At 55.3% G+C, this 22,291-nt stretch carries 18 protein-coding genes, 2 pseudogenes and 1 riboswitch; of the genes and pseudogenes, 8 read left to right on the top strand and 12 right to left on the bottom strand.

The window, feature by feature from the left end:
• Positions 1–449: IS3 family transposase (locus DA915_RS13720; protein WP_107676163.1), on the top strand; the 449-nt coding region annotated here is incomplete at its 5' end.
• 57 nt (positions 450–506) lie between these two features.
• On the opposite strand, the pseudogene DA915_RS13725 reads toward DA915_RS13720, so the two are convergent.
• The 10 genes and pseudogenes from DA915_RS13725 to DA915_RS13770 all read right to left on the bottom strand — a co-directional run.
• Positions 507–662, bottom strand: a pseudogene (locus tag DA915_RS13725) (biotin carboxylase N-terminal domain-containing protein); the annotation flags it as partial.
• Between the two features lie 248 nt (positions 663–910).
• Entirely contained in the window at positions 911–1,657 is a 747-nt protein-coding gene (locus DA915_RS13730; protein WP_107676165.1) for a cyclase family protein, read from the bottom strand.
• 12 nt (positions 1,658–1,669) lie between these two features.
• Positions 1,670–3,505, bottom strand: a complete 1,836-nt coding sequence (locus DA915_RS13735; RefSeq protein ID WP_107676166.1) for an adenine deaminase — start codon at positions 3,503–3,505, stop codon at positions 1,670–1,672.
• 16 nt (positions 3,506–3,521) lie between these two features.
• A complete protein-coding gene (locus tag DA915_RS13740; RefSeq protein WP_192886490.1) occupies positions 3,522–4,670 on the bottom strand; it encodes a M20 family metallopeptidase in 1,149 nt (382 codons plus the stop codon).
• Positions 4,663–5,109, bottom strand: coding sequence for a RidA family protein (locus tag DA915_RS13745; RefSeq protein WP_107676168.1), 447 nt, complete (start codon positions 5,107–5,109; stop codon positions 4,663–4,665). Before DA915_RS13745 ends, DA915_RS13740 begins: the two co-directional genes overlap by 8 nt.
• A gap of 71 nt (positions 5,110–5,180) precedes the next feature.
• Entirely contained in the window at positions 5,181–6,704 is a 1,524-nt protein-coding gene (locus tag DA915_RS13750; protein ID WP_107676169.1) for an amidase, read from the bottom strand.
• 89 nt (positions 6,705–6,793) lie between these two features.
• Positions 6,794–7,723, bottom strand: a complete 930-nt coding sequence (locus DA915_RS13755) for an ABC transporter permease (protein ID WP_107676170.1) — start codon at positions 7,721–7,723, stop codon at positions 6,794–6,796.
• Positions 7,716–8,807, bottom strand: coding sequence for an ABC transporter permease (locus DA915_RS13760; RefSeq protein ID WP_107676171.1), 1,092 nt, complete (start codon positions 8,805–8,807; stop codon positions 7,716–7,718). The genes DA915_RS13755 and DA915_RS13760 overlap by 8 nt, the downstream gene beginning before the upstream one ends.
• Entirely contained in the window at positions 8,804–10,348 is a 1,545-nt protein-coding gene (locus tag DA915_RS13765) for an ABC transporter ATP-binding protein (RefSeq protein WP_107676172.1), read from the bottom strand. The genes DA915_RS13760 and DA915_RS13765 overlap by 4 nt, the downstream gene beginning before the upstream one ends.
• A 47-nt stretch (positions 10,349–10,395) precedes the next feature.
• On the bottom strand, positions 10,396–11,397 hold the full coding sequence (locus DA915_RS13770; protein ID WP_107676173.1) for a BMP family protein: 1,002 nt from the start codon (positions 11,395–11,397) through the stop codon (positions 10,396–10,398).
• Positions 11,398–11,770: 373 nt separating this feature from the next.
• On the opposite strand from DA915_RS13770, the gene DA915_RS13775 reads away from it, so the two are divergent.
• The 3 genes and pseudogenes from DA915_RS13775 to glyA all read left to right on the top strand — a co-directional run.
• Entirely contained in the window at positions 11,771–12,619 is an 849-nt protein-coding gene (locus DA915_RS13775) for a cupin domain-containing protein (RefSeq protein WP_107676174.1), read from the top strand.
• 111 nt (positions 12,620–12,730) lie between these two features.
• Positions 12,731–12,818, top strand: a riboswitch (glycine riboswitch).
• Between the two features lie 103 nt (positions 12,819–12,921).
• Positions 12,922–14,340 (top strand): L-serine ammonia-lyase, encoded by a 1,419-nt coding sequence (locus DA915_RS13780; RefSeq protein ID WP_107676175.1) that lies wholly within the window; start codon positions 12,922–12,924, stop codon positions 14,338–14,340.
• A gap of 60 nt (positions 14,341–14,400) precedes the next feature.
• A pseudogene (gene glyA / locus DA915_RS13785) lies at positions 14,401–15,642 on the top strand (serine hydroxymethyltransferase); the annotation flags it as partial.
• 163 nt (positions 15,643–15,805) lie between these two features.
• Here glyA and DA915_RS13790 read toward each other — a convergent pair.
• The gene (locus tag DA915_RS13790; RefSeq protein ID WP_107676177.1) at positions 15,806–17,344 is read right to left on the bottom strand and encodes an IS3 family transposase; all 1,539 of its coding nucleotides are present in this window, start codon (positions 17,342–17,344) and stop codon (positions 15,806–15,808) included.
• A gap of 126 nt (positions 17,345–17,470) precedes the next feature.
• Entirely contained in the window at positions 17,471–17,908 is a 438-nt protein-coding gene (locus tag DA915_RS13795; RefSeq protein WP_107676436.1) for a VOC family protein, read from the bottom strand.
• Between the two features lie 489 nt (positions 17,909–18,397).
• Between DA915_RS13795 and DA915_RS13800 the strand changes: the two genes are divergently transcribed.
• The 4 genes from DA915_RS13800 to DA915_RS13815 all read left to right on the top strand — a co-directional run bounded on the left by DA915_RS13800 (position 18,398) and on the right by DA915_RS13815 (position 22,278).
• Positions 18,398–19,213, top strand: a complete 816-nt coding sequence (locus tag DA915_RS13800) for a MurR/RpiR family transcriptional regulator (protein ID WP_107676178.1) — start codon at positions 18,398–18,400, stop codon at positions 19,211–19,213.
• A 127-nt stretch (positions 19,214–19,340) separates the two neighbouring features.
• Positions 19,341–20,534, top strand: a complete 1,194-nt coding sequence (locus DA915_RS13805; RefSeq protein WP_107676437.1) for an ABC transporter ATP-binding protein — start codon at positions 19,341–19,343, stop codon at positions 20,532–20,534.
• Positions 20,531–21,451: a carbohydrate ABC transporter permease gene (locus tag DA915_RS13810; protein WP_107676179.1), complete on the top strand. Its 921-nt coding sequence runs from the start codon at positions 20,531–20,533 to the stop codon at positions 21,449–21,451. The genes DA915_RS13805 and DA915_RS13810 overlap by 4 nt, the downstream gene beginning before the upstream one ends.
• Positions 21,448–22,278, top strand: coding sequence for a carbohydrate ABC transporter permease (locus DA915_RS13815; protein ID WP_107676180.1), 831 nt, complete (start codon positions 21,448–21,450; stop codon positions 22,276–22,278). Before DA915_RS13810 ends, DA915_RS13815 begins: the two co-directional genes overlap by 4 nt.
• Positions 22,279–22,291: the final 13 nt, after the last annotated feature.

A 22,291-nucleotide genomic window follows, 5' to 3' on the forward strand; every position in this document is an offset into this window, starting at 1 on the left:
GCAAAGTGTATCTCTCGCCTATCATAGATTGCTTCGATGGCATGGTGATCAGTTGGTCGATTGGAACGCAACCTGATGCGGGGTTAGTCAACACGATGCTGGACGCCGCTATCAAGACAGTCACCGATGCCGAAAGCGGGACAATCATCCATTCGGATCGTGGAGCGCATTATCGCTGGCCCGGCTGGCTCACGCGGATCAGCGATGCGAAGCTGGTTCGTTCAATGTCCCGCAAGGGCTGCTCACAAGATAACGCTGGGTGCGAAGGCTTCTTCGGCCGATTGAAAACAGAACTCTTCTACCCTCGAGACTGGAAGACCATCACAATCGAGCAGTTTGTCCACGAGGTTGATGCGTACATCCGATGGTACAATGAAAAGCGCATCAAATTATCACTGGGCTCACGCAGTCCGGTCGAGTATCGAGAAAGCCTTGGCCTAACAGTATAAATTAGTCCAACTTTTTATCCGCATCCCCGCCGGCTCAGTTCTCAATGGAAATCAACAGCTCTCATCTGCCTTGAACCGGTGCAGTGCAAGTTTGTCCTCCTCCGCCCATATCGCAACCGTTTTCAAACCGAGTTCATTGGCCGCGCGGAACACGCGGATCGCAATCTCTGAACGGTTGGCGACAAGGATCTTGGTAATGTGCCTTTTCGGCATATGATTTCCTCGTTGAGAGGCCAACTGTCGCCATCACAAAATCATGCAAAGGCGGTGACTGGCTAAGGTGTCGCTCGATAGCCGCGCATGGCGGGCCAGGTAGGGGCGTGGTCGAACAAGCGCCTCTACGACGTGGAGTTGCCGCGGACAGTTCGATGGCCCCAAAAAATGCTTCATGCTGATCGAAGAGTTCGCTCGAATTGTCGCATGGGGCGCGCATATGGCGCGCCCCATGTCTTGGTCCGCCTTTAGTCTACAATCGCGACGGCTCGCACCGGAGACCCCGTTCCTTCACGAAAATGGAGAGGGAGGCCGAAGTACTCAAACCGCTTACCGACAAGCTTATCGAGATTGGTCAGGTTCTCCGTATTGACGATCTGATATTCAGCGCAAACGGCGTGACCGACGAAGGTCATGTCGTCACTATGATCAATCGCCAGAGAGTCGATGCCAATGTTGACGACACCCCGTTCAGCAAGCCACACCGCGCCTGAGCGATCTAGCCCGGAATAGACGTTAATGAAGTCCTTCGTGCCGAAGGTGCGATCGCCGTGTCCGCTGTAAAGCAGCACGATATCGCCGACCCGAATTTCCTGACCACTTGCTTTCAGCGCGTCTTCAAGGATCTCAGAGGTCATGTAATCGGGGTGCCGAACATGGCTCACATCCAGGCATATCGCCGAGCCGTAGTAGTATTCCAAAGGCATGTCATCAAGCGTTGCGCCGCCAGGATCATACTCGAAGATCGCGTCGGTGTGGGTGCCCGTATGCTCGCTCAGCAGCCAGTTATGCGCTTGAAACCCGAAATTGGTTCCCCACCGGTTTTTGAACCCATCATGGGTCTGGTTGATCATTTTGAAGGGAAGCTGGTGTCCAGGCCACAGAGGCATGCCCTCGTGGATATCCCTCGAAAGATCGAGGACTGTACGCGCTCCACGGTCCAGCGCTCGCTTGCCGACCTTAGGAATGGCCGTTTTTGACGTTCCGTCTGACATTGGTTCGCCTCCTTAAGCGTCTACCAGCGCCGGCTCGATGACCACCGGCAGGATTTCGAGGGTTTCAACGTTCACGAGACCGCGGTCGGTAAGCTTCCAGACAGGGCTGGTAGAGAGCGAGAGGAACGCGAGATGCATGAACGGGCCGTGAACTTGAACACCGAGGCGATCCTGGGCAATCTTGGTCATCTCGGAGACTTTGGCGGTCATCTCTGCCGCGTTCAGTTCATCGTTGATCAGACCGGCCACCGGCAGCGGAAGCGTACCGATGAGTTCGCCATCGTCGACCATGACGATGCCGCCCTGGATTCGGATGACTTCATTGACGGCCTTGACCATATCGTCATGGTTCGTGCCCATGACGATGATGTTGTGCGTGTTGTGCGAAACCGTTTCAGCGATAGCGCCACGCTTCATTCCGAAGCCGTTGATGAACCCGTTCGCAATGCCGCCGTGACGCCCATAACGCTCGACAACCGCGCCGAGGAGGATGTCCTGCTCAACACTTGCCTGTGCGACGTCGTCCTCGACGGAGACGGTAGCCTCAACAGCGCGCGACAGGTTCTGATCAGGGATCAGGCCGACCGCGCGGACCTTCGCCGAATTTCCGGTCGTCTTGGTTTCAAGGTCGGCCTTGGAAATCGGGCTGCGCTTCACGCTCTTGCGGACCCAATCCGGATAGCGATACGGCGGAATTTCGATCTTCAGCTGGTTGTCTTCAGCAACGAGTTTGCCGCCGATGTAAACCTTGTGGACCTGCATTTCCGCAAGATCGCCCTTGACGATGCAAAGATCGGCGAGTTTGCCCGGTGCAAGCACACCAACATCTGGCAGGCCCATCCAGGTGGCCGGATGGATAGTTGCCATCTGGATTGCCAGAACCGGCTTGATACCCGCTGCGATCGTGCGACGAACAACGTCATTCATATGACCATGGTCACGCAGATCGTCCGGCAACATGTCATCGGTGCAAAGGCAAAGATAACGCGGGTCAAGACCATCCTCGGTGTAGACGCGAATGCACTCCTTCATGTTGCGCTGGGTCGATCCTTCGCGCATGAGAATGCGAACACCGTAACGGATCTTTTCGAGGGCTTCCTCCTTAGAGGTCGTCTCATGGCAGGAAATGTCTGTACCGCTAGCAATGATGTGTGCAGCAAGTTGGTCATTGAAAAGCGCCGCGGCGTTACCATCGACAACCTTGCCGGCGGTACGGGTGAACACGGTCGACTTGATCGCGTCGTCGAAAACATCCGGCGTGTTGTCGTACGCGAAGCGGGGTGCACCAACAGACTGCATTTCGCCAATGCCATCCACAGTCGGCATTGCAAGCATCCGAGGCACGTCTGCAGACGTGATATCAACACCGCAGGTTTCGACAAGCGATACGTCAGGGACGCGGCAAGGAACACGGGTGTGAATGCGGTTGGGAAGCAGCGCGCATTCCTTAGCCATTTCCTCCACGCCGTCCGGGCCAAGCACGTTTGCAATCTCGTGCGGATCGGAGACGACAGATGTGGTGCCGGTCGGAAGCGAGAGCCTGGTAAACTCCGTGCAGTTCAACATGGCACTTTCGAAATGCATGTGAGCATCAATCAGGCCCGGCATGACGTGCGCGCCATTCAGCTCAACGATTTCCGTATCAGGCCCAACCAGCGAGGTGCAATCGCCAAGGCGTACAATGTATTCGCCGGAAACGGCGAGTTCAGTCTGATAAATCTCGCCGGAGATGACGTTGACGATGTTGCCGCCACGGAAAACCTTTTCGGCAAAATGCTTGGTGCTCATCAGGACATCGATCAGATGACGGCGGTCCTTGGCGAGTTTGGCTTTTTGCTGTTCGTTCATAATAGAGTTCCTTTCTTCAGTTGTTACTATCGGTCCAGTCGAGTGCCAGCCGCTCATAAAGTTGGCTGGCTCGCCAGATCGCTGTTACGGAGCACGATTCATTGACCTTGTGCGCAAGGGCCGGGTCGCCCGGCCCGACAATGGCGATGGGGGGCGAATTCAACGCGGGAACGAGAACGGACCCGTCAGTGAAATAAGATACGCTTGTCGGCGTGATCCGCCGGCCTTCGATCTCTGCAGTCCTCGCAGTGACCGATTGTATCCAAGCGTCGTCGGGATCGCACGCCACCGCATCGAGAGCGAGAACGGTTTCAATCTCGACATCACCACCAACGCATTCGGCGACGAGTTTTTTCGCATGGCTTGCGGTGAGGCCGGGGATGAGTCGAATATCGACGGTGCACTCGCATCTGTCAGGCACGATGTTTGTTCCAGAGCCTCCCGACACAGTTCCTACATTGTAGGTTGGATCGCCGAGCAGCGGACTAGATGCGACCCCAAAAGAGAGGCTACGTAGCGAAGAAATTGCTGTCGACATTATGTCGATGGCGTTGACACCAAGGTGAGGCATTGACCCATGTGCCGCTTTGCCCTTCGTGGTGAGCTTTAGCCACAACACGCCCTTGTGCCCGATCGCAAGCTCGCCATTTGTTGGCTCGGCTATGACGAGCGCGCCGATCGGGGGAAGTTTGTCCACCACGTGGACAGCTCCCTGACAACCCGTTTCTTCCGATGCAAGAAGCGCGAGCACGACATTGGCCTTGCTTCCCTGAACGCGAAGACGCTCGAAGGCAGTAACCATTGCCGCAACGCCGCATTTCATGTCGGTCGTTCCGCGCCCCCACATCCGGTATTCGCTGATCTCACCACTCAGCGCACTAACCTTCCAGGGCTCTGAACCCAGTGGGACAGTATCTAGGTGGCCGCAAAGACATAAAGCGGCATCGGATGCCCCCGGATTCAGATGCGCGACTATGCTGTCCCGCCCGGGCTCGAGTTCGTGCCATTGAACATCGACACCCAACGATACGAGGCGGTCGGCGATCAGCTTGGCCGCAAGTGTTTCGTTGCCTGGTGGGTTGGACGTATCCAACCGCACCAGCTGCTGAGCAAGTTCGATGGTAGGAACTGCTTCCTCTGGCACTTTATTGAGGGCGCTATTCATCGATAACGGCCACCACATCAGCCTCAATCAGGAAGCCATCATACATCAGGCCCGCAACGCGCACTGCTGTCGCGCCCGGCCCGGGAGTGGGAATGTATTCAAGGCGAACCTTCGTCATCTTCTCCCAGAATTCCTGCGCCTCCGTGCCCGTACCGTTGAAGACGTAGTAGGTGTTGAGCTTCACTACGTCTTTCCAGCTCGCGCCAGCGGCCTTAAGAAGCTTTGTGATATTCTCGAAGACGTTGCGCGTCTGGACTTCGATGTCGCCAACGCCGACGACATTTCCCTTTTCATCGGCCGACAACTGTCCACCGAGATAGATAGTCCGCCCAGCTTTCACGGCTTGTGAGAACGGGGTTGGGATATGCCAGTCCCAATGTCCTTCCGGCTTGATATGCTCCTTCGTGGAGGAGACGCTGAGTGCTGCTGATTCCGACATGCTGTACTCCCTAGTCGTATGGATCGGACGGCTGGCATGCTGTTTGATGCCCGACGACCTCTTGAAATGGCTTAGCTGGCCAGTTGGATCTTCTTGTAGATAGAATCCCAAGGCATTGATTTTTCTACGAAACGGCCGGCGTTCAGGACCGCTCCGTCCTCAAATCGATTTCCGACGATCTGCATGCCGATTGGCAGGCCGCCGGAAGAAAGTCCTACCGGAACAGAAAGGGCGGGATGTCCGGTGTAGTTGAAGTAGCTCGTGAGCGCGAAGCCGATGAGTGGCTCTACCGGAACCCCCTTGATCTCAGTCGGCCCGATCGTGTCGCCACCAATGTTATTTTTGATGCCGAGCAGCGCCGTAGTGGGCGTGATGAGAACGTCGTAGCTGTCCAAGACTGCCTGAACTTTCTCGTAGATCATCGTGCGCAGGATCTGGTGCTGGTGGCGTTCGAGCGTCGTTGCCTTCAGTGCCTTATCGATCCAGTAGCGATGCAAATCGCAGAACTGTTCCGGATGATCGCCGAGCAGATCGATCCCGGCTGCCTTGAGAGCATTGAGACCTTCGATCTGAGAGTGGACGATAAGGTGTCCCCACAATTCGCCGATCTCCAGATGGTCGGCAGTGAAGCCCAGCTTTACCTCTTCGACGATCGCGCCGGCATCCTCGAACACAGCAACGGCACGCTTCATGGCTTCGTCGATTTCATCTTCGATCGGATAGGTGTCGAGGTTGCGCGAGAAGGCGATCCTCAGCCCCTTAACATCCCCTCGAATTTCAGATCGATCGACTTTGGGGCCTCTCGATACGAACGGGTCACGGGAATCGTAACCCTCCAACACTTCCAGCGCGATCGCGGAGTCTTCAATCGTTCTGGTTACCGCGCCGTCGAAAAGAAACGGGCTCGTGCCGCCGAAAGCATTCGGCCGGATAGGCATCGGGATGCGTCCAAAAGTGGGCTTGAGGCCGACTAGGCCACAGAACGCAGCTGGAACTCTGGTGGAACCTCCGCCATCCGTCGCTTGTCCGATTGAAACGAGGCCTGCCGCAACAGCGGCAGCTGCGCCACCCGATGAGCCGCCGCTGTTGTACGACAGGTCGAACGGGTTCTTGGAAGGGCCGAAAAGAGGGTTGTCACCGGTTCCGCGGAAACCGAATATTGCCGCGTTCGTCTTACCAACGATGTTTGCGCCCGCCTTCTCCATACGTTCGACCCAAAGCGAATTGAACGTAGCGATGTTGTTGCGTAGAGCGGGAACGCCACCGAGCGTCGAAGGCCAACCAACCTTGAAGTCGTAGAGATCCTTCATCGCGACGGGGACTCCACCAAGCGGTCCCAGGTCATCCCCGCGTAAAAGTGCGCCTTCCTGCTTCTTCGCCAATTCCCGGGCTTCATCGAAGCCAAGGTGAACGAAGGCGTTCACGATGTGGTTCTTTTCCTCAATTCCCTCGATCGTGGCCTCCAGCAATTCGACTGGAGAAATCTCCTTCTCACGAAGGAGGTTGGAAAGTTCGGTGGCAGATGCGCTTGTGGCGAGCTCTTTCATGCCAACCGTTGGAGTTTTTGAGGCTGTTGAAGCTTGTTCGTTTGTCATGTTCCACTCACATTTTTTATTCTGGATCTTAAAGAGACGCCAACGCTCCAGGAGGTGTAGCGCCACCGTTGCATTTCGCGCTCGCGGTATTACCGGCTACTGCGCACGAAGCGTTTACCCTCCTCGGCAGGACCGTTGGCGCGGCCAGTCAGCGTGACGATCAGAAGCGTCAGAAGATAGGGGAACGCGAGCATGACCTCGACAGGCAGGCCCCATCCTGATTGTTGCTGGCGTACCTGGAGTGCGAATGCCAAACCGAAGACAAGAGAAGACAGGAGAACAAATAGCGGCCGCCAACGTCCTAGAATAATGATCGCAATCGCGATATATCCTTGGCCGGCGGTCATGTTCGTCGTGAACATGCCAATATAGCTCAGAGAGAGAAACGCACCGCCCAGACCCGCGATGACGGACCCTATGATGTAGCAGATGCAACGAAGGCTGTTGACAGGAACGCCGGCCGCATCGGCCGCCCGTGCCTGTTCTCCAACGGCGATGATCGATATGCCCACCGACGTCTTCTTTAATATAAAGGCAAAGCCGATCACCAACAGAACTGAGACGATCAGGAAGGGGTTGATTGCCTGTAAAAGCTCGCCCAGACCTGGGATTTTGCGCAATTTTGCCATTGCGTCGCTGAATTCCGCTGCGCCTGACAGACTTCCGGATCCAAATGTACCCTGGATGAGGCTCGCGCAATAGGTTGTGAAACCAAGCGCGAATATGTTGAACATAATGCCGGTTACGATCTGATCGGCGCCTCGTATGACGATGGCGTAGCTCATCGCCGCTGCTATAAGCGCTACAAAGAGCGATGAAAGCAGCAAGCCAAGATAGAGGTTTCCCGCATAAACGGTAGCCGCGCTCGATGCGAATGCTCCCAGGAGCATGTATCCCTCGAGGCCGAGATTGATCACGCCGGCGCGCCAGGCCAATAGTCCGCCAATGGCAGCCAGTAGCATGGGAGTTGATATCCGCAGGACTGACAGAAAGAGATCTGCGCTGATGAAATCAAACATTGGGCTTGGCCTTTCTCATTGCGGAGCCCGCGAGATGCACGGCGATAAAGATGACAGGCAAGGCAACGAGGCATTGTGCAATGGAACTCGGGACCGCCATCGTGCGATTGAGGACACTGGTGCCGTTGTAGAGGATCGCGAAAAATAACGCCGCGAAGATAACTCCACCCAGCCGATGTCTGCCGAGCAAGGCGATGCCGACGCCTGCGAAACCGTAGCCAGGTGAGAAGGTGGAGAAGAGGTTGCGCTGCACTGCCAGGACCTCGACAGCTCCCGCCAATCCGGCGAGCGCGCCGCCGATTGCCATCGCACCGATCAGAGTGCCACTGATCGAGATACCCGCGAGCAACGCGACTTTCTTATCGGCCCCCACAACTTTAAGAGCGAAGCCCAGTTTTCCCTTATCGATGTAGAAGACAAAGAAGAGTGCTGCCGCAAAAAGCAAAAGGAGCGATGAGTTGACCTGGAACCCAAAATTCAGATTCGGAAGAACAGCACTGCGCGGGAAGTTCTTCGTGATTGCGATCGGTTGCGTCGGGTCTTTCCAAGGACCGCGTGCCAGATATTGACACAGGAAGGCGGCGACGAAATTCAACATGATCGTCGTCAGGACTTCGTTCGCGTCACGTTTCGCCCGCAGCAAGCCGGCAAGGGCACCCCAGGCAGCGCCACCGATGATCCCGGCGACAATTGCCATAGGCAACTGGACATAAATTGGCGCGGGGAACAGTATAGCAATGCCGGTTGCCGCAATGGCCCCAGCAATCAGCTGGCCTTCGCCGCCGGTGTTAAACAGGCCTGCCCGTAGGGGCACGGCCACTGCCAGACCGGCAAGTGCAAGTGGCACGAAATAGCGAAGGGTGAGCGTTAGCTCGTAGGAACCTCCAAGGGCGCCAGTCACAATGGTCCAATATGCAAGTAGGGGATTGACGCCGGCCGCAAGGATAAGGCCCGCGCCGACAATCATGGACAACCCGACGGCAACGGCAACTGGGCCTGCTCGCTGGGCCGTCTCGAACAATGTGGCCATGAAATTAAATCCCGGAGATGAGGTGCTTGAATGTGTTTCGGCGTGGTCGGTCATGCCGCGATCTCCCCGCCGTTGATCATCAGTGGCCCGAGGACCTCTCTTGAATATTCATCTCGGCTGACGATCTTCGCGAAACCGCCACGAAACATAACCGCGATACGGTCAGCGACGGTGAACAGCTCATCAAGCTCGGTGGAGACATAGAGAATTGCCGCGCCTTGCTCTCGCAGCGTCAACAACGTCGACTGGACGAACTCGATTGTCTTGAGGTCGAGGCCAATAGTTGGTTGTGAGGCGATCACAAAGGTGGGCTTGTTTTCGAGAGCCTTGGCAAGTGCAATTCGCTGCTGGTTGCCACCGGATAACAGTCGGACAGGTGCATCGAAACGAGAGGCAGGCACTGAATATGCGGCCCCCATTCTGCGCCCTTCACTTTCGAGTTTCTTCCGTCTTAAGACCCCGAAGCTGTTGAACATGGCGTCGGAGAACCGGTTCATATAAAGGTTCTCGCCGACGGTGAGCTGCATGGCGATACCGTCTTTGCGTTCTTCGGGAATATAGGCTAGGCCCGCGCGACGACGATCCTGCGGCAGAAGACTGGTGATGTCCTGTCCGTTGAGCGTAACCACGCCACTCGCAGAGTTCCTTGTTCCGGCCAACGCCTCGCACAGGTGGGACTGCCCGTTGCCGCTAACACCTGCAATGCCAAGGATTTCACCTGCGGAAATTTCGAAAGAAACATTGTTAACGGAGGGATGATGCTGGTCATCCATCACATGCAGGTTGTTGACAGACACGCGGCGCGATTTTGCGCCGATGTAAGGGCCAAGGGATGGCGCACCGTGATCCTTTGAATCTCCGAACATGTCCCGGATGATTCTCTCATGAGTGAACGTGCTCACAGGTCCTGTACTAACGACTGACCCACCGCGCATGACTGTAAGGCGGTCGCTGAATTCGGTTGCCTCGCGAAGCTTGTGTGTGATCAGGACGACCGCCGTCCCGTTGCTCGCAAGGAGCCTCACGAGCTTGCCGAGCTTCTCAATTTCTGGGGGAGAAAGCACGCTGGTTGGCTCGTCGAGAATAACCAACCGGACATTCCGTATAAGTGCCTTCAAGATCTCGACTTGTTGGCGCTGGCCAAGTGCCAGGGTATGCACTTTCCTATCGAGTGGGATCGTGACGCCGATCTGACGGGCGAGCGCAACGATCCTGTCTCGCATTGACGGCACGCCGGTCGTCTTTCGAACTCGTTTCATCCCGAGCACGATGTTTTCGTAGACAGTCAGTTCGTTTACCAACATGAGGTGCTGGTGAACCATCCCGATGCCAAGATGAAGCGCGTCTGATGGTGAGCTAATATCGACCGCCGCGCCATTGATGAATACGCTGCCACTGTCAGGTTTATTGAACCCGTAGAGCGTGTTCATCAATGTTGATTTGCCAGCGCCGTTTTCTCCGACGACACAATGCACTTCTCCGGCGGAAACGTCGAAGAAGACATTGTTGAGGGCTACGACCGTTCCGAAAGTTTTGCTGACGCCTCGTACTTCCAAGAACGGTTTAGTCGCAGCGCCATGTGTTCCCATTAACATGTGCGTTCTTTCCAAAAGTGTTGATGTTCGAGACGTCAACCGCCAGATCACGGTTGGGGAAGGGCCACTTCCTCAAGCTTGATCTTGCCCGAGCAAATGTCGGCTTTGGTTTGTTTCACGCGTTCCTGGATTTCGGCGGAGACATCGTTGAAGGTACCCAGTGTCACACCGTCTTCGCACAGACCGAACTTATAAACCTTGGCTTCGATCTTATCGTTCAGGAAGTCCTTTGCGATATGATCCCACACCAGCTCATCATTGTAGATACCGCTAGTCAGGACGTCCTTTGAATGCAGACCCTCGTCCGCAAAGCCGCCGATAGCTTTGTTGCCGGTTTCATGGGCTGCCTGAAAAATTCCCTGGCTAGCGGTATCGACGGTGTGACCGACCACCTTCGCGCCGTTCTGGAACATGACGAGAGCAGCTTCCTTCGCCTTACCCGCGTCGGAGAAGCTGTTGGTCCAAACCACATCGACCTTTGCGTCAGGCTTGGCGAGTTTCGCACCTGCCACGAAGCCGCCGCCTTCTTTCAGGATGCCGGGGAGAGGTACGGCGCCAATGTAACCAAGATGGCCGTTTTCAGCGGTGAGTGCAGCAACCATCCCAGGCAGAAGCAGGACGTGGAAGGGATTTTCTTCGTAGACGGAAACGTTCGGAAGGTCGCCCGTTTCGCCGGCCGGCGAGATGACAAAGTGGGTGTCGGGGAAGTCTTCCGCGACACGATGTACGGCAGCCTGGTATCCCTCGCTATGGGCAATAACGAGACCGAAACCGCGTCGGGCAAAGTCGGTCAGAACTTCAACCGCTTTTTCGAACGGCACAGCTTCCGCAAACTCCGACTTCTCGAATTTGTTGTTCTTGATTATCGACTGATAGGCATGGAAGGCGGTCGGATCAAAATTCCCAACCTTCACTTCACCGAGAAATACCGCTGCCACACTTTTGGTGGGCTCTTCAGCACGAGCGGCGGCAGCGAAAGTCATAGCCAGGCCAAAGGAGAGGGCCGTCGCGCAGACAAACTTATGGCGTGATTTGAATCGATTTCCCATTTTTTTTGTTCCCTTGTTTTTTCAAAAATGACCAAGTCACCGTATGTGCTTGAGCCACGCAGACGAGCGGATCCGCTGTGGCGGGAGAGGCATATTTACCTTCTCAATCGCCCGTCTGTTCGCCATAATTAGTCATGTGCACTAACTTGTCAACTGGCTTTGCAAGGGTGTGCTGCACATATTTTGCTTGCCTAATGTTGCGGCAGGTGCCGCCCTAAAGGGCGCGTTTGCGCTCAACGATTAGGCAGGTCGCCGTTGAACTCCGAACTTTTGTGCACGGTGCAAAAGTTAGGCCACTTTTTAATTGTTTTTTTCTCGAATTCGGTCGAACTTATGTTCAGTAAATTTCAGTTGTCACTTTAGGAGCGATATTTTGAAAAACTCTACAAGTCTGGGTGAGGACGAAGGTCAACAAAGCAATCCGCCTTACAGCGGGCTCTACATCGGACAGGTAGCGGAAATCCTGGGTGTTACTACCACGATGATCCGGCAGTGGGAAAAGCACGGTTTCATCTCGACTGTTCGAACCTCTGCCGGGTATCGTGTCTACCCAATGGAGCAAATGAAGCTCATGCAGACCGTTCGCGATCTCGTGAAGTCGGGTGTAAACCCAGCAGGTGTGAAACTCGCTCTACAGCAGATGGAGCCAACGGCTAATAAGGGCTCGATAGCGCCCAATCCAACTGCGTTGGGGCCGAAACTTCATCGACTGCGCACATCGAAGAAAATCAGCCTTCGCGATCTCGGTGCGGCAACTGGTCTCAGTGCCTCACATCTCAGTGCAATCGAGCGTTCGATCAGTCATCCTTCGATCGCTGTGGTTCAGCGACTTTCCGCCGCACTTGGAACGAATATGGTGCAGATCCTTGGCGGCGAGCCGGTGGATAACCAACTGGTCGTGAAGCCGGAAGACCGACGTCCCCTTGATGCGCGCTTGAACGGTGTCGAGATCCAACAACTCTTCCGTGTCGAGACGGTCCTGGAATCGCTTCTGTTTATTGTCGAGCCTGGTGCTTCGAGTGGAGAGAGCTACCAGCACGACGGTGAGGAGTTCCTATACATGCTCGAGGGGGCCCTCGAGCTGATTTTGGATGAGACCGAGACCTATCGGCTTGAGCCTGGTGACTCCATGACTTTTGCGAGCCATCGCCCACACCGCTTCTCTAATCCAGGCGATGCGCCAGCCTCGATCCTGTGGATCAACACTCCACCAACCTTCTGACATCAACATTTGCGCACAAAAATATTCTTAACGCACAAGATCGATTGACGCTCGCATCAGAGAAGACTAGCTTGAGCGCACTTGGATGCTTCTAGTTAAGCAGACAAGTGACACGAGCGAGTGGGAGAGCTCGGTTTTGACCGACGCCGAAGGAGCAACCGCCCCGGAAACTCTCAGGCAAAAGGACCACTCGGCGATTAATGAATCTGGAAAGTGAGGCGCACTTCAGTACGTCTCCGCCGAAGGAATAATATTCTCAGGCATCAAGACAGAGGGGGCCACTCGTTCAACGTGGAGGCCCTATGTTTTCGAATCCCCCCGACAAAGTGCGTTGCGACGACGAGGCGAAGCGACTGCCGTCGGTAGCCGCACCAGTTTCGGATATCTTTAAAATCGGAATTGGTCCCTCATCGTCGCATACCGTAGGCCCGATGGTAGCTGCGCGTCGATTTGTGCATTCACTACCAGCCAATTGCGTTAAAAGGTTGATTGCGACAGCTTTTGGTTCGCTGGCGTGGACGGGCAAAGGTCATGCGACCGATGTTGCCATGATACTTGGGATGGCTGGGTATGAGCCGAAACAGCTGGATCCCGATGCAGTCAACGATATCTTGCGTGACATTGCCTTATCCTGCCAACTTCGGTTGCCGGATGGCTGCGTTATATCATTCGATCCCCAGCGAGACGTCATATTCGACAAGAAGCAGAAGTTCGAGCGTCATCCCAATGCCATGAGGTTTCAAGCGCTCGATCACGATGACGCAGTCTTAGCGGATGAAATGTTCTACTCGATCGGTGGCGGTCTCGTTACTGGAGAGCATGCCGAGGCGAGACACGAAACTTACGTTGTTCCTTTCTCGTTCGCAACGGCGGCCGAATTGTTGGAGCATTGCGAGAAAAATCAAAAGAGCATCGGTGATCTGGTGCTCGCGAATGAGTTGTGTCGTCAGCCCGCTGACGAAATCCACGAGCAGCTCGACGAAATTATTGATGTGATGATGTCATGCATCGACCGGGGCATTAGCCAGACCGGTACTCTCCCTGGGGGACTACAGGTTCCGCGTAGAGCCAATACGCTATACGCCCAGCTCCGGAAAGAGGCTGAGGTGGGTACACGGCCGCCCGGGTTTACCGACATGGAATATGTCTCGGTCTTCGCCATCGCCGTCAACGAGGAGAATGCATCCGGCGGCAGGGTTGTTACGGCGCCGACGAACGGTGCGGCAGGCGTCATTCCCGCCGTCCTCAGGTTCTACAGAGATTTTTGCAAGGGGTCGTCGCGTGAAGGAATGCGAACCTTTCTGCTGACCGCAACAGCGGTCGGTGGCTTGATCAAGGGAAACGCATCGATCTCGGGTGCTGAGGTCGGCTGCCAAGGGGAGGTGGGATCGGCTGCGTCCATGGCGGCAGCCGGTCTGGCTGCTGCGTTGGGAGCGACACCTCGCCAAACCGAAAATGCGGCGGAGATCGCCATGGAACATCATCTGGGCATGACGTGTGATCCGATTGGGGGATTGGTGCAAATACCCTGCATCGAGCGTAACGCGTTCGGAGCCGTAAAGGCCATCAACGCCGCTCGTCTGGCACTGCGCGGGGACGGAACGCATCACGTGACGCTCGACCAGGTCATCAAGACCATGTGGGAGACCGGCCGAGACATGAAGACCAAGTACAAGGAGACCTCACGTGGAGGTCTTGCAATTAACGTTCCCAACTGTTGAGAGGAAACCGACATGAGTAACAGTGAAGCAAACCGGACCACAGATGACACGCGACTTGTCGATCCTGTGTTTGAATCGATAGAGCGGGAATTTGACAGGCAGAACAAGCAGATCGAACTTATCGCCTCCGAAAACATCGTGTCGGCGGCGGTCCTGCGGGCTCAAGGATCGGTACTGACCAACAAATACGCTGAAGGGTATCCCGGTCGCCGATACTACGGTGGCTGCGAGTTCGTCGATGAGGTGGAGTTGCTAGCCATTGAACGCGCACGACAACTTTTCGGTTGCGAATTCGCGAATGTCCAGCCGCACTCGGGAGCACAGGCAAACACCGCAGTGTTTTACACCCTCCTGCAGCCGGGGGACACCTTCCTCGGCATGTCGCTTGCGCATGGTGGTCACTTGACCCACGGTGCGAGCGTTGCGGTATCGGGAACGTGGTTCAAGCCGGTGCACTACGGTGTTCGCGAAGCTGACCAGATCATTGATATGGCCCAGGTTCGTGAATTGGCACTTGAGCACCGCCCGAAATTGATTATCGCTGGCGGTTCCGCCTATCCTAGGCGTATCGATTTTGCAGCCTTCCGCGCAATCGCGGACGAGGTCGATGCCAAGCTGATGGTCGATATGGCGCATTTTGCCGGGCTGGTCGCGGGCGGCAGTTTCCCATCGCCATTTCCTCACGCCCATGTCGTCACCACAACGACGCATAAGACTCTGCGAGGGCCCCGCGGAGGTATGATCCTCACGAACGATGCGGATCTAGCAAAGCGTTTCAACTCCGCGGTGTTCCCGGGCCTGCAAGGTGGTCCTTTGATGCACGTTATTGCCGCGAAGGCAGTCGCTCTCGGTGAGGCACTTGAACCTTCGTTCAAACTCTATGCGCAAGCGGTCATCGATAATGCCAGGGCGCTTGCGAAGCCGCTTGTGGATGCAGGTCTCGACGTCGTTTCCGGCGGTACCGACAGCCACCTTATCCTGGTCGATCTTCGAAAGAAGAGCCTTACAGGTAAAGACGCTGAAGTCGCCCTGGAAAGAGCAGGCTTGACCTGTAACAAAAACGGCATCCCGTTCGATCCGCAAAAGCCGGCGGTAACCTCGGGGATCCGACTTGGGACACCCGCAGGGACGACCCGTGGATTTGGAGCGTCAGAGTTTGCTCAGATTGGGAGCTGGATTGTCGAGGTCCTTGACGGGCTCGCCACCAATGGGCCGGACGGGAATGCTTCTGTCGAAGCGTCGGTTCGAAAGGCTGTGATAGCGCTCTGCGAGCGTTTCCCGCTTGAGCACAAATTCCGATAGAACGACCCGCGTGTCAGCTGTCTGAACCCGTAAGAACAAGAATGATGCCGAAACGATCCACGTCGATGCGTTGTTGCGTCTGACGTGGATCGAAATTCGGTCGATGCTTGCGGGCCTATTTTAGGCAGCGACCGTGGGGATGCGGATAAAAAGTTGGACTAATTTATACTGTTAGGCCAAGGCTTTCTCGATACTCGACCGGACTGCGTGAGCCCAGTGATAATTTGATGCGCTTTTCATTGTACCATCGGATGTACGCATCAACCTCGTGGACAAACTGCTCGATTGTGATGGTCTTCCAGTCTCGAGGGTAGAAGAGTTCTGTTTTCAATCGGCCGAAGAAGCCTTCGCACCCAGCGTTATCTTGTGAGCAGCCCTTGCGGGACATTGAACGAACCAGCTTCGCATCGCTGATCCGCGTGAGCCAGCCGGGCCAGCGATAATGCGCTCCACGATCCGAATGGATGATTGTCCCGCTTTCGGCATCGGTGACTGTCTTGATAGCGGCGTCCAGCATCGTGTTGACTAACCCCGCATCAGGTTGCGTTCCAATCGACCAACTGATCACCATGCCATCGAAGCAATCTATGATAGGCGAGAGATACACTTTGCCGGCTGGGATCTGGAATTCGGTGATGTCCGTGAGCCATTTCTCATTCGGTGTTGCTGCATGGAAGTCGCGGTTGATCAGGTTCTCAGGCGCAGGACTGATTTCTCCCAAGTACGAACCAAAACGCCGTCGCCGTGGTCTGGCGGCGACCAGGCGCTCCTGTTTCATCAATCGCTGCACAACCTTTTCCGAGATTGTCACACTCTGCCTGGCCAGAGACGCCTGCAGTCTACGATAGCCGTAGCAGCGATGGTTGGTTTCAAAGATCTCCGTGATGCTGCGACGGATGGTGGCATACTTGTCTGCCAGGCTCGCTCGGGCGCGGTGGTAGAAGTAGGAGCTTCGCGCAATTCCCAACTGCACTAGCAGTTGTGGCAATCGATAGATGTCTTTGAGGGCGTCAACCAGCTGTGTCTTCTCCCGATTACTCAGGAGTTGCAGATCGACGCCCAGGCCTTTTTTTAGCAGTTCATTGGCCTTCTTCAGCAGATCATGCTCGAGTTGCAATTGGCGGACATCGCGTTGGAGGGCCTCAAGCTGTCGCTCGAGTTCCTCGCGCTCAGGTGCCGGCGCAGAGGTTTTGCGGCGTTTCATCGATGAGGCAACCTCATGACCGAGTGACTCATTCCTCCAACTGTACAATGTTGGCCGACATACGCCCAGCCGGTCGGCGACTTCCTGGGCACTCTCTTCTCCACTGCAAAGATCGAGGACCGCGACCTGCTTCAAGGCCTCAGGATAAGCTGGACGCCAGGATCGACCGGCCATCGAAGTCCTCGCCTCCGGAAACGCCTCTCGAACCCATGCCGTCAAAGTTCCACGACCGGGATAACCCAACGCTCTCATCGTTGAAGAGATACAGCGATCGTGAGTGCGGTAGTGCTCAAGTGCCACCTGCTTCTGGGCCTCGGAAAACTTCGGCGCGCGACCCACAGAACGAACCCGCAGGTCTTGGTGCTGCTCGTATTCGCGGTACCAGTTCCTCAGCGCATTCTTGGTCGGATAACCCAATTGGCGGATCGTCGCCTTAACCCGCTTGCCGAGCTTAATATACAGCTCGACCGCGCGAATTCTGTCTGTATGGGAATACATGAACTACCTCCTGGTGGTCCAAGTTTTCGTCCGCATCCCCGCCGGGTCAGCTCTCAGCGGCAATCAACACTGTCGCGAAACTCACTCGCAAAAGTCAGAGTTTCGCGACAGACATTTGCGACAGAATTACGCCGCGAGTGACATGCTCTCGGCTTTACGCTCTACGAGCGCCCAAATGTGGCCGAAAGGGTCGAAGATCGAGGCCACGCGACGACCGATCATGTCAGTCTGGATTTCGTCGCGGATCACAGCTCCGGCTGAAAGGGCGCGTTGCATCACATCTTCAATGTTGCCAACCTTGAGCTGGAAAATCGTGCTGACCGCTCCCGGCTCTTTCGGGAAGAACGGGCCGCCGTAGGATGTAGACTTTTCGCGATTGGGGTTGGAGCCGGCGACCCATATCAGGAGATTTCCAAACCGCATTTCGACAGCCGCCAGAACGCCATCGATGTCATTAGTGTTCTCTTCATGCGCACCAAAAGCAGCGGCATAGAAGTTGGCGGCCTCTCTCTCCCGCCCATGTTCAACAAACAAAGAAAACTCGACGCTGATATCTTCTGTCATCTTGGCTCCTCGCTCGATCTGAATCACCTCTTCAGCATACCGCGAACTTTGCCGAACCAATGGCATCGGACGAGAAGTTGCTGAATTCAGGATTTCCACGACAAATGATATCACGGCATGAGCTCTGCCTGAACCTCGCCCAACAACGCCATAGCACCCAGCCGACCCAATTCATCAGAGCATTTGGCACTCTTGCCGTAGCAGCAGAATGCAACCGTTACCCTTTCTGAAACCGGCCCGATGCAGGGCAGCCCGGTATCACCAAAGGTAGTCATGCAGGGCACCAACCAGGACTCCCAATGTTCGGCTTCACATCACAAGATGGCCGTCACCGTGGGGATACCCCTCATCCAAGTAGCATCTCTTTGCTGTTTGACTGTCTCTCAACTGTCATGATTTTCGCGGAAATGCTGCTAGTGTGCGTACAAGGCGACCGGGCGTTCGTTCAATTGAGCCTCGGTAGAAACTCATTTGAATCCAGTGGACTAGATGCAAGAAACAAGACAGACCCAGCCATTGTTGCTCGACATGATCTACGCTGCGATCAATTCCGCGCCAACGGCGCTTGCGCGGGTTGCGCTTTACATCGCACAAGATCCTGAGATTATTCTATCGCTCTCCGTAGCGGATCTCGCACGCAATACGGGTAGCGGGCCGGCCTCAATCGTAAGGTTCTGCCGGACGCTCGGATTTTCCGGATTTCGGGATTTTAAGATCGCACTTAGTGGAGAGATAGAGAGAGGGAGGATTCTCAATCTTGCCCAACGAACGGCACCTGAGGATATCTACCTCCCCCCGAAACTTGCGGTGTTGAGCACGGCTCTGCAGAATTCAATCGCTGCGTCAGCGCGTATGCTCGATGAGTCCCAAATTACGGGTCTTGCGATACGAGTTCGAGCTGCCCGGCGTATCGAAGTGTTCGGAATGGGACCATCATCAGTGTGCGCTGATATTTTGGCAATGCGCCTTATCTGGTTAGGGTTTCCGGTTCACTCCCCCAGCTCGGCAAGCTTATCGCATGGGCTCGCGCGAACATTGGACAATTCAAGCCTTGCGATAGGAATTTCGTCTTCAGGCGTCACTGACGAAACCAAGGACTTCCTCTCGATCGCGCGCAAAACGGGCGCACACACGATGGCGATTACGACCCGCTCTGACTGTCCGGTTGCGCAGAACGCCGAGGAAGTAATCGTGGTGACCACAGCGGGAGCATGGCCTGAGGCGGGTTCGGCGATGCACGTACCATCAATAGTGCTGTTAAGTGAATACCTATCGCTCTGCCTTCAGCAGTTGGAATCACGATAGGATCGCATCAGTCCTCTTCCTCCTGCCGTCTGCACCTTGACATAGGCTGGAATAAAGTTCCAAACGTCATAAATCTGAAACTTGGTTCCGATATCTCGTGCTCACCAAAGAAGAGTATGAGGACACAATGGGCGCGACACTCAGTATTTGCGATCTGACAAAGGCTTTTGGGCAAACCCACGTTCTTAGCCAAATTTGCCTTGATGTGCAGGCCGGATCGTTCGTTTCACTATTGGGTCCGTCCGGTTGCGGAAAATCCACTCTCTTACGCATCATTGCAGGATTTGAAGCTCAAGATCAGGGGATGGTCTCGGTGAACGGCCACTCGATCGACCACCTGCCTCCCCGTGCACGTAATCTTGCGATGGTATTCCAGAGCTATGCGCTCTACCCCCACATGACCGTAGGAGAGAATATATCGCTACCCCTTGAGATGGACCGTCTTTCTACGTTTCAGCGTCTCCCACTTCTCGGCAGGTGCACGCCTGGGCAACGGATGCTGATGGCGGACATAACTGAGGAGGTGCGGAAAGTGGCCTCCATTGCTGAGATCGACCACTTGCTCGACCGCCGGCCCGCGCAGCTTTCAGGAGGTCAACGACAACGTGTCGCGCTTGCCCGCGCCATGGTGAGGGCACCGGGATTATTCCTTATGGACGAACCGCTATCGAACCTGGACGCCAAATTGCGTGTGACCATGCGCAGCGAACTGGTGGCCATGAACAAGCGTCTCGATGCGACAGTCCTCTATGTGACGCACGACCAGACTGAGGCGATGACCATGTCCGATCGAATCGCATTGATGATGGGCGGCCAGATTCTTCAATATGACACTCCTGAGGCAATCTATACCGCTCCCGCACACATAGACGTGGCGAGGTTTATCGGTCACCCGTCAATCAACTGCATCCCGGCGCTGAACGACGCGGGCGTGGTCATTGCAGAGGCGGAGCGGTGCAACATACGAACTGCGGAGCGCGAACAGAAGATAACTTTGGGCATCAGGCCAGAGGCATTTGCCCTGCGACCGGCCCCGACCGCCAAGGCAGTTCTCGGGATTCCAGTCAGCCTTGATCGCGTAGAGCTACTTGGACCAGAGGTGCTCCTCTGGTGCACAGCCAAGCGGACAGGGCGAGTTCTCGTTGCCCAGGCGCGCGCAGCGGACCATCGTGCGATGGTGGAATCGGGGCTGCTAACGGGCTCACTTTGGCTTGAGGCATATGGTTCCGGTCTTCACCTCTTCGATCCCAGCGGGAAAGCCATTCCGATCACAAATGCGCTAGGAACCGAGATAAAGGCCCCGCTGGCAGCTGTATCATGACCGCAATCAGTCAATATACCGTAGGTAGCCACGGAGCTATAGCGGCCAGGGCTAAGTCAGAACAAATGGCCCTTTGGTGCATTGGACCGGCAGTCGTTTTGATTGCTGTCACGACCATTGCGCCGTTCGCCGCCGTTCTCGCTTTTAGCTTTACCGACTATGAGTTGGGCAATGTCGGTCTGAATTGGGTCGGATTAGCGAATTTTTCCAAAGCGCTGAGAGATCCGGAGGTGAGGCAGGCTGTGACGAACACCTTCCTGTTCGCCGGCATGGTTGTCCCAACAACTGTGGTCCTCGCGTTATTCTTCGCACTGCTCGTGAATTCTAGGACCGTTACACGCCGGTTTTATGAGCTGGTTTTCTTTTTGCCAATCACCGCGACCATGCCCGTCATGTCGCTTGTATGGAGCTTTATCCTCCACGATCGGATCGGGCCCATAGCCGCACTTCTTCAGTACTTTGAGCTTCCCGCAATAGGCTTCTTTTCCGATCCTGATTTCGCGTTAGGGAGCATCGCTCTTATCGCAATTTGGCAGCACACCTGCTTCTGTTTCATCATTTTCCTTGCTGGATTGACCACAATTCCAAAGGAAATGTACGAGGCGGCCGCTTTGGATGGCGCGGACCGGGGATGGGAGAAGTTCAGGCGCATCACCTGGCCTCAGCTCGCTCCGACTACTTTGGTTGCCGCGCTTCTAACAACGATACGCACCTTCCAAGTTTTTGAATTGGTGGTCGTCCTTACCTCAGGAGGTCCTGCGGGCCGCTCCCAAGTCATTCTCTATAAGACCTATCTGGAAGCATTCTCCTACCTTAGGATCGGCTATGGCAGCGCTCTTACCCTGATATTCGTCGCGATGGTCTGCGCGATCTCTCTCGTGCAGTTCAGAATTGCAAGAAGGCAGCAGGCAGCATGAATCGTGGAAGCTTGAAACCCGCTATTTTTGCACACGTGGTTCTTTCAATCGGTGTGGTCTATTCAATATTTCCGTTTTTCTGGATGATAATAACGTCGCTGCGGTCATCCGGTGACGCGTTTAACAGCGACTCCTTACTCTGGCCTACAAAATGGGACGTTGTTTACAATTACACCCAAGCGCTGCTGACGACGCCTCTACCACGGTTCTTGGCAAACGGTGTGTTTGTGTGCGGCGTGATACTGCTTCTGCAGATCGCCACAGCGCTCCCCTGCGCTTATGCTATCGCGAAACTATCTTTCCGCGGCAGGACGTTTTTGACGGCGACGGTAATTTGCTGTCTCGCAATACCTTTTCAAGCCGTCGCTTTGCCGCTCTTCGTGGGATTGGCTCAGCTGGATCTTCTGAACTCGTATTTCGCGTTGATCTCTCCTTTTGCCGTATCCGTCTTTGCAATCCTGATCCTTGCGCAATATCTGCGCGGATATCCAGACGAGATCATTGAAGCCGCTCGCCTCGATGGGCTTTCGGAAAAAGGAATCCTTTGGCGACTAATTTTGCCCGCAAGCAAGCCTGCCATAGCTGCCTTCGCGATCTTCTCTGTCTCGGCCCATTGGAATGATCTTTATTGGCCATTGATCGTGGTCACCGAGCCAGATCTCGCGCCGCCGACGCTTGGCGTTTTGTTCTTTCGCAGCGAAGAGAGTGGGGATCAGACCGGTCCTCTGATGGCCGCTGCAACGATCGTGACCCTGCCGCTCGTTGTGTTCTTCCTTGCCGCTCAGCGCCGCTTTGTTCAAGGCATCACCATGACGGGCGTGAAATAGCTGTCCGATTAGA

Source organism: Agrobacterium sp. LAD9 (genome assembly GCF_003031125.1).
Classification (GTDB): Bacteria; Pseudomonadota; Alphaproteobacteria; order Rhizobiales; family Rhizobiaceae; genus Agrobacterium; species Agrobacterium radiobacter.

What these genes read in the sequence shown, in the direction of transcription:
- DA915_RS13730 (WP_107676165.1), bottom strand. Translation starts at nt 1,657, where the DNA reads ATGTCAGACGGAACGTCAAAAACGGCCATTCCTAAGGTCGGCAAGCGA.
- DA915_RS13735 (WP_107676166.1), bottom strand. Translation starts at nt 3,505, where the DNA reads ATGAACGAACAGCAAAAAGCCAAACTCGCCAAGGACCGCCGTCATCTG.
- DA915_RS13740 (WP_192886490.1), bottom strand. Translation starts at nt 4,670, where the DNA reads ATGAATAGCGCCCTCAATAAAGTGCCAGAGGAAGCAGTTCCTACCATC.
- DA915_RS13745 (WP_107676168.1), bottom strand. Translation starts at nt 5,109, where the DNA reads ATGTCGGAATCAGCAGCACTCAGCGTCTCCTCCACGAAGGAGCATATC.
- DA915_RS13750 (WP_107676169.1), bottom strand. Translation starts at nt 6,704, where the DNA reads ATGACAAACGAACAAGCTTCAACAGCCTCAAAAACTCCAACGGTTGGC.
- DA915_RS13755 (WP_107676170.1), bottom strand. Translation starts at nt 7,723, where the DNA reads ATGTTTGATTTCATCAGCGCAGATCTCTTTCTGTCAGTCCTGCGGATA.
- DA915_RS13760 (WP_107676171.1), bottom strand. Translation starts at nt 8,807, where the DNA reads ATGACCGACCACGCCGAAACACATTCAAGCACCTCATCTCCGGGATTT.
- DA915_RS13765 (WP_107676172.1), bottom strand. Translation starts at nt 10,348, where the DNA reads ATGTTAATGGGAACACATGGCGCTGCGACTAAACCGTTCTTGGAAGTA.
- DA915_RS13770 (WP_107676173.1), bottom strand. Translation starts at nt 11,397, where the DNA reads ATGGGAAATCGATTCAAATCACGCCATAAGTTTGTCTGCGCGACGGCC.
- DA915_RS13780 (WP_107676175.1), top strand. Translation starts at nt 12,922, where the DNA reads ATGTTTTCGAATCCCCCCGACAAAGTGCGTTGCGACGACGAGGCGAAG.
- DA915_RS13790 (WP_107676177.1), bottom strand. Translation starts at nt 17,344, where the DNA reads ATGTATTCCCATACAGACAGAATTCGCGCGGTCGAGCTGTATATTAAG.
- DA915_RS13795 (WP_107676436.1), bottom strand. Translation starts at nt 17,908, where the DNA reads ATGACAGAAGATATCAGCGTCGAGTTTTCTTTGTTTGTTGAACATGGG.
- DA915_RS13800 (WP_107676178.1), top strand. Translation starts at nt 18,398, where the DNA reads ATGCAAGAAACAAGACAGACCCAGCCATTGTTGCTCGACATGATCTAC.
- DA915_RS13805 (WP_107676437.1), top strand. Translation starts at nt 19,341, where the DNA reads ATGGGCGCGACACTCAGTATTTGCGATCTGACAAAGGCTTTTGGGCAA.
- DA915_RS13810 (WP_107676179.1), top strand. Translation starts at nt 20,531, where the DNA reads ATGACCGCAATCAGTCAATATACCGTAGGTAGCCACGGAGCTATAGCG.
- DA915_RS13815 (WP_107676180.1), top strand. Translation starts at nt 21,448, where the DNA reads ATGAATCGTGGAAGCTTGAAACCCGCTATTTTTGCACACGTGGTTCTT.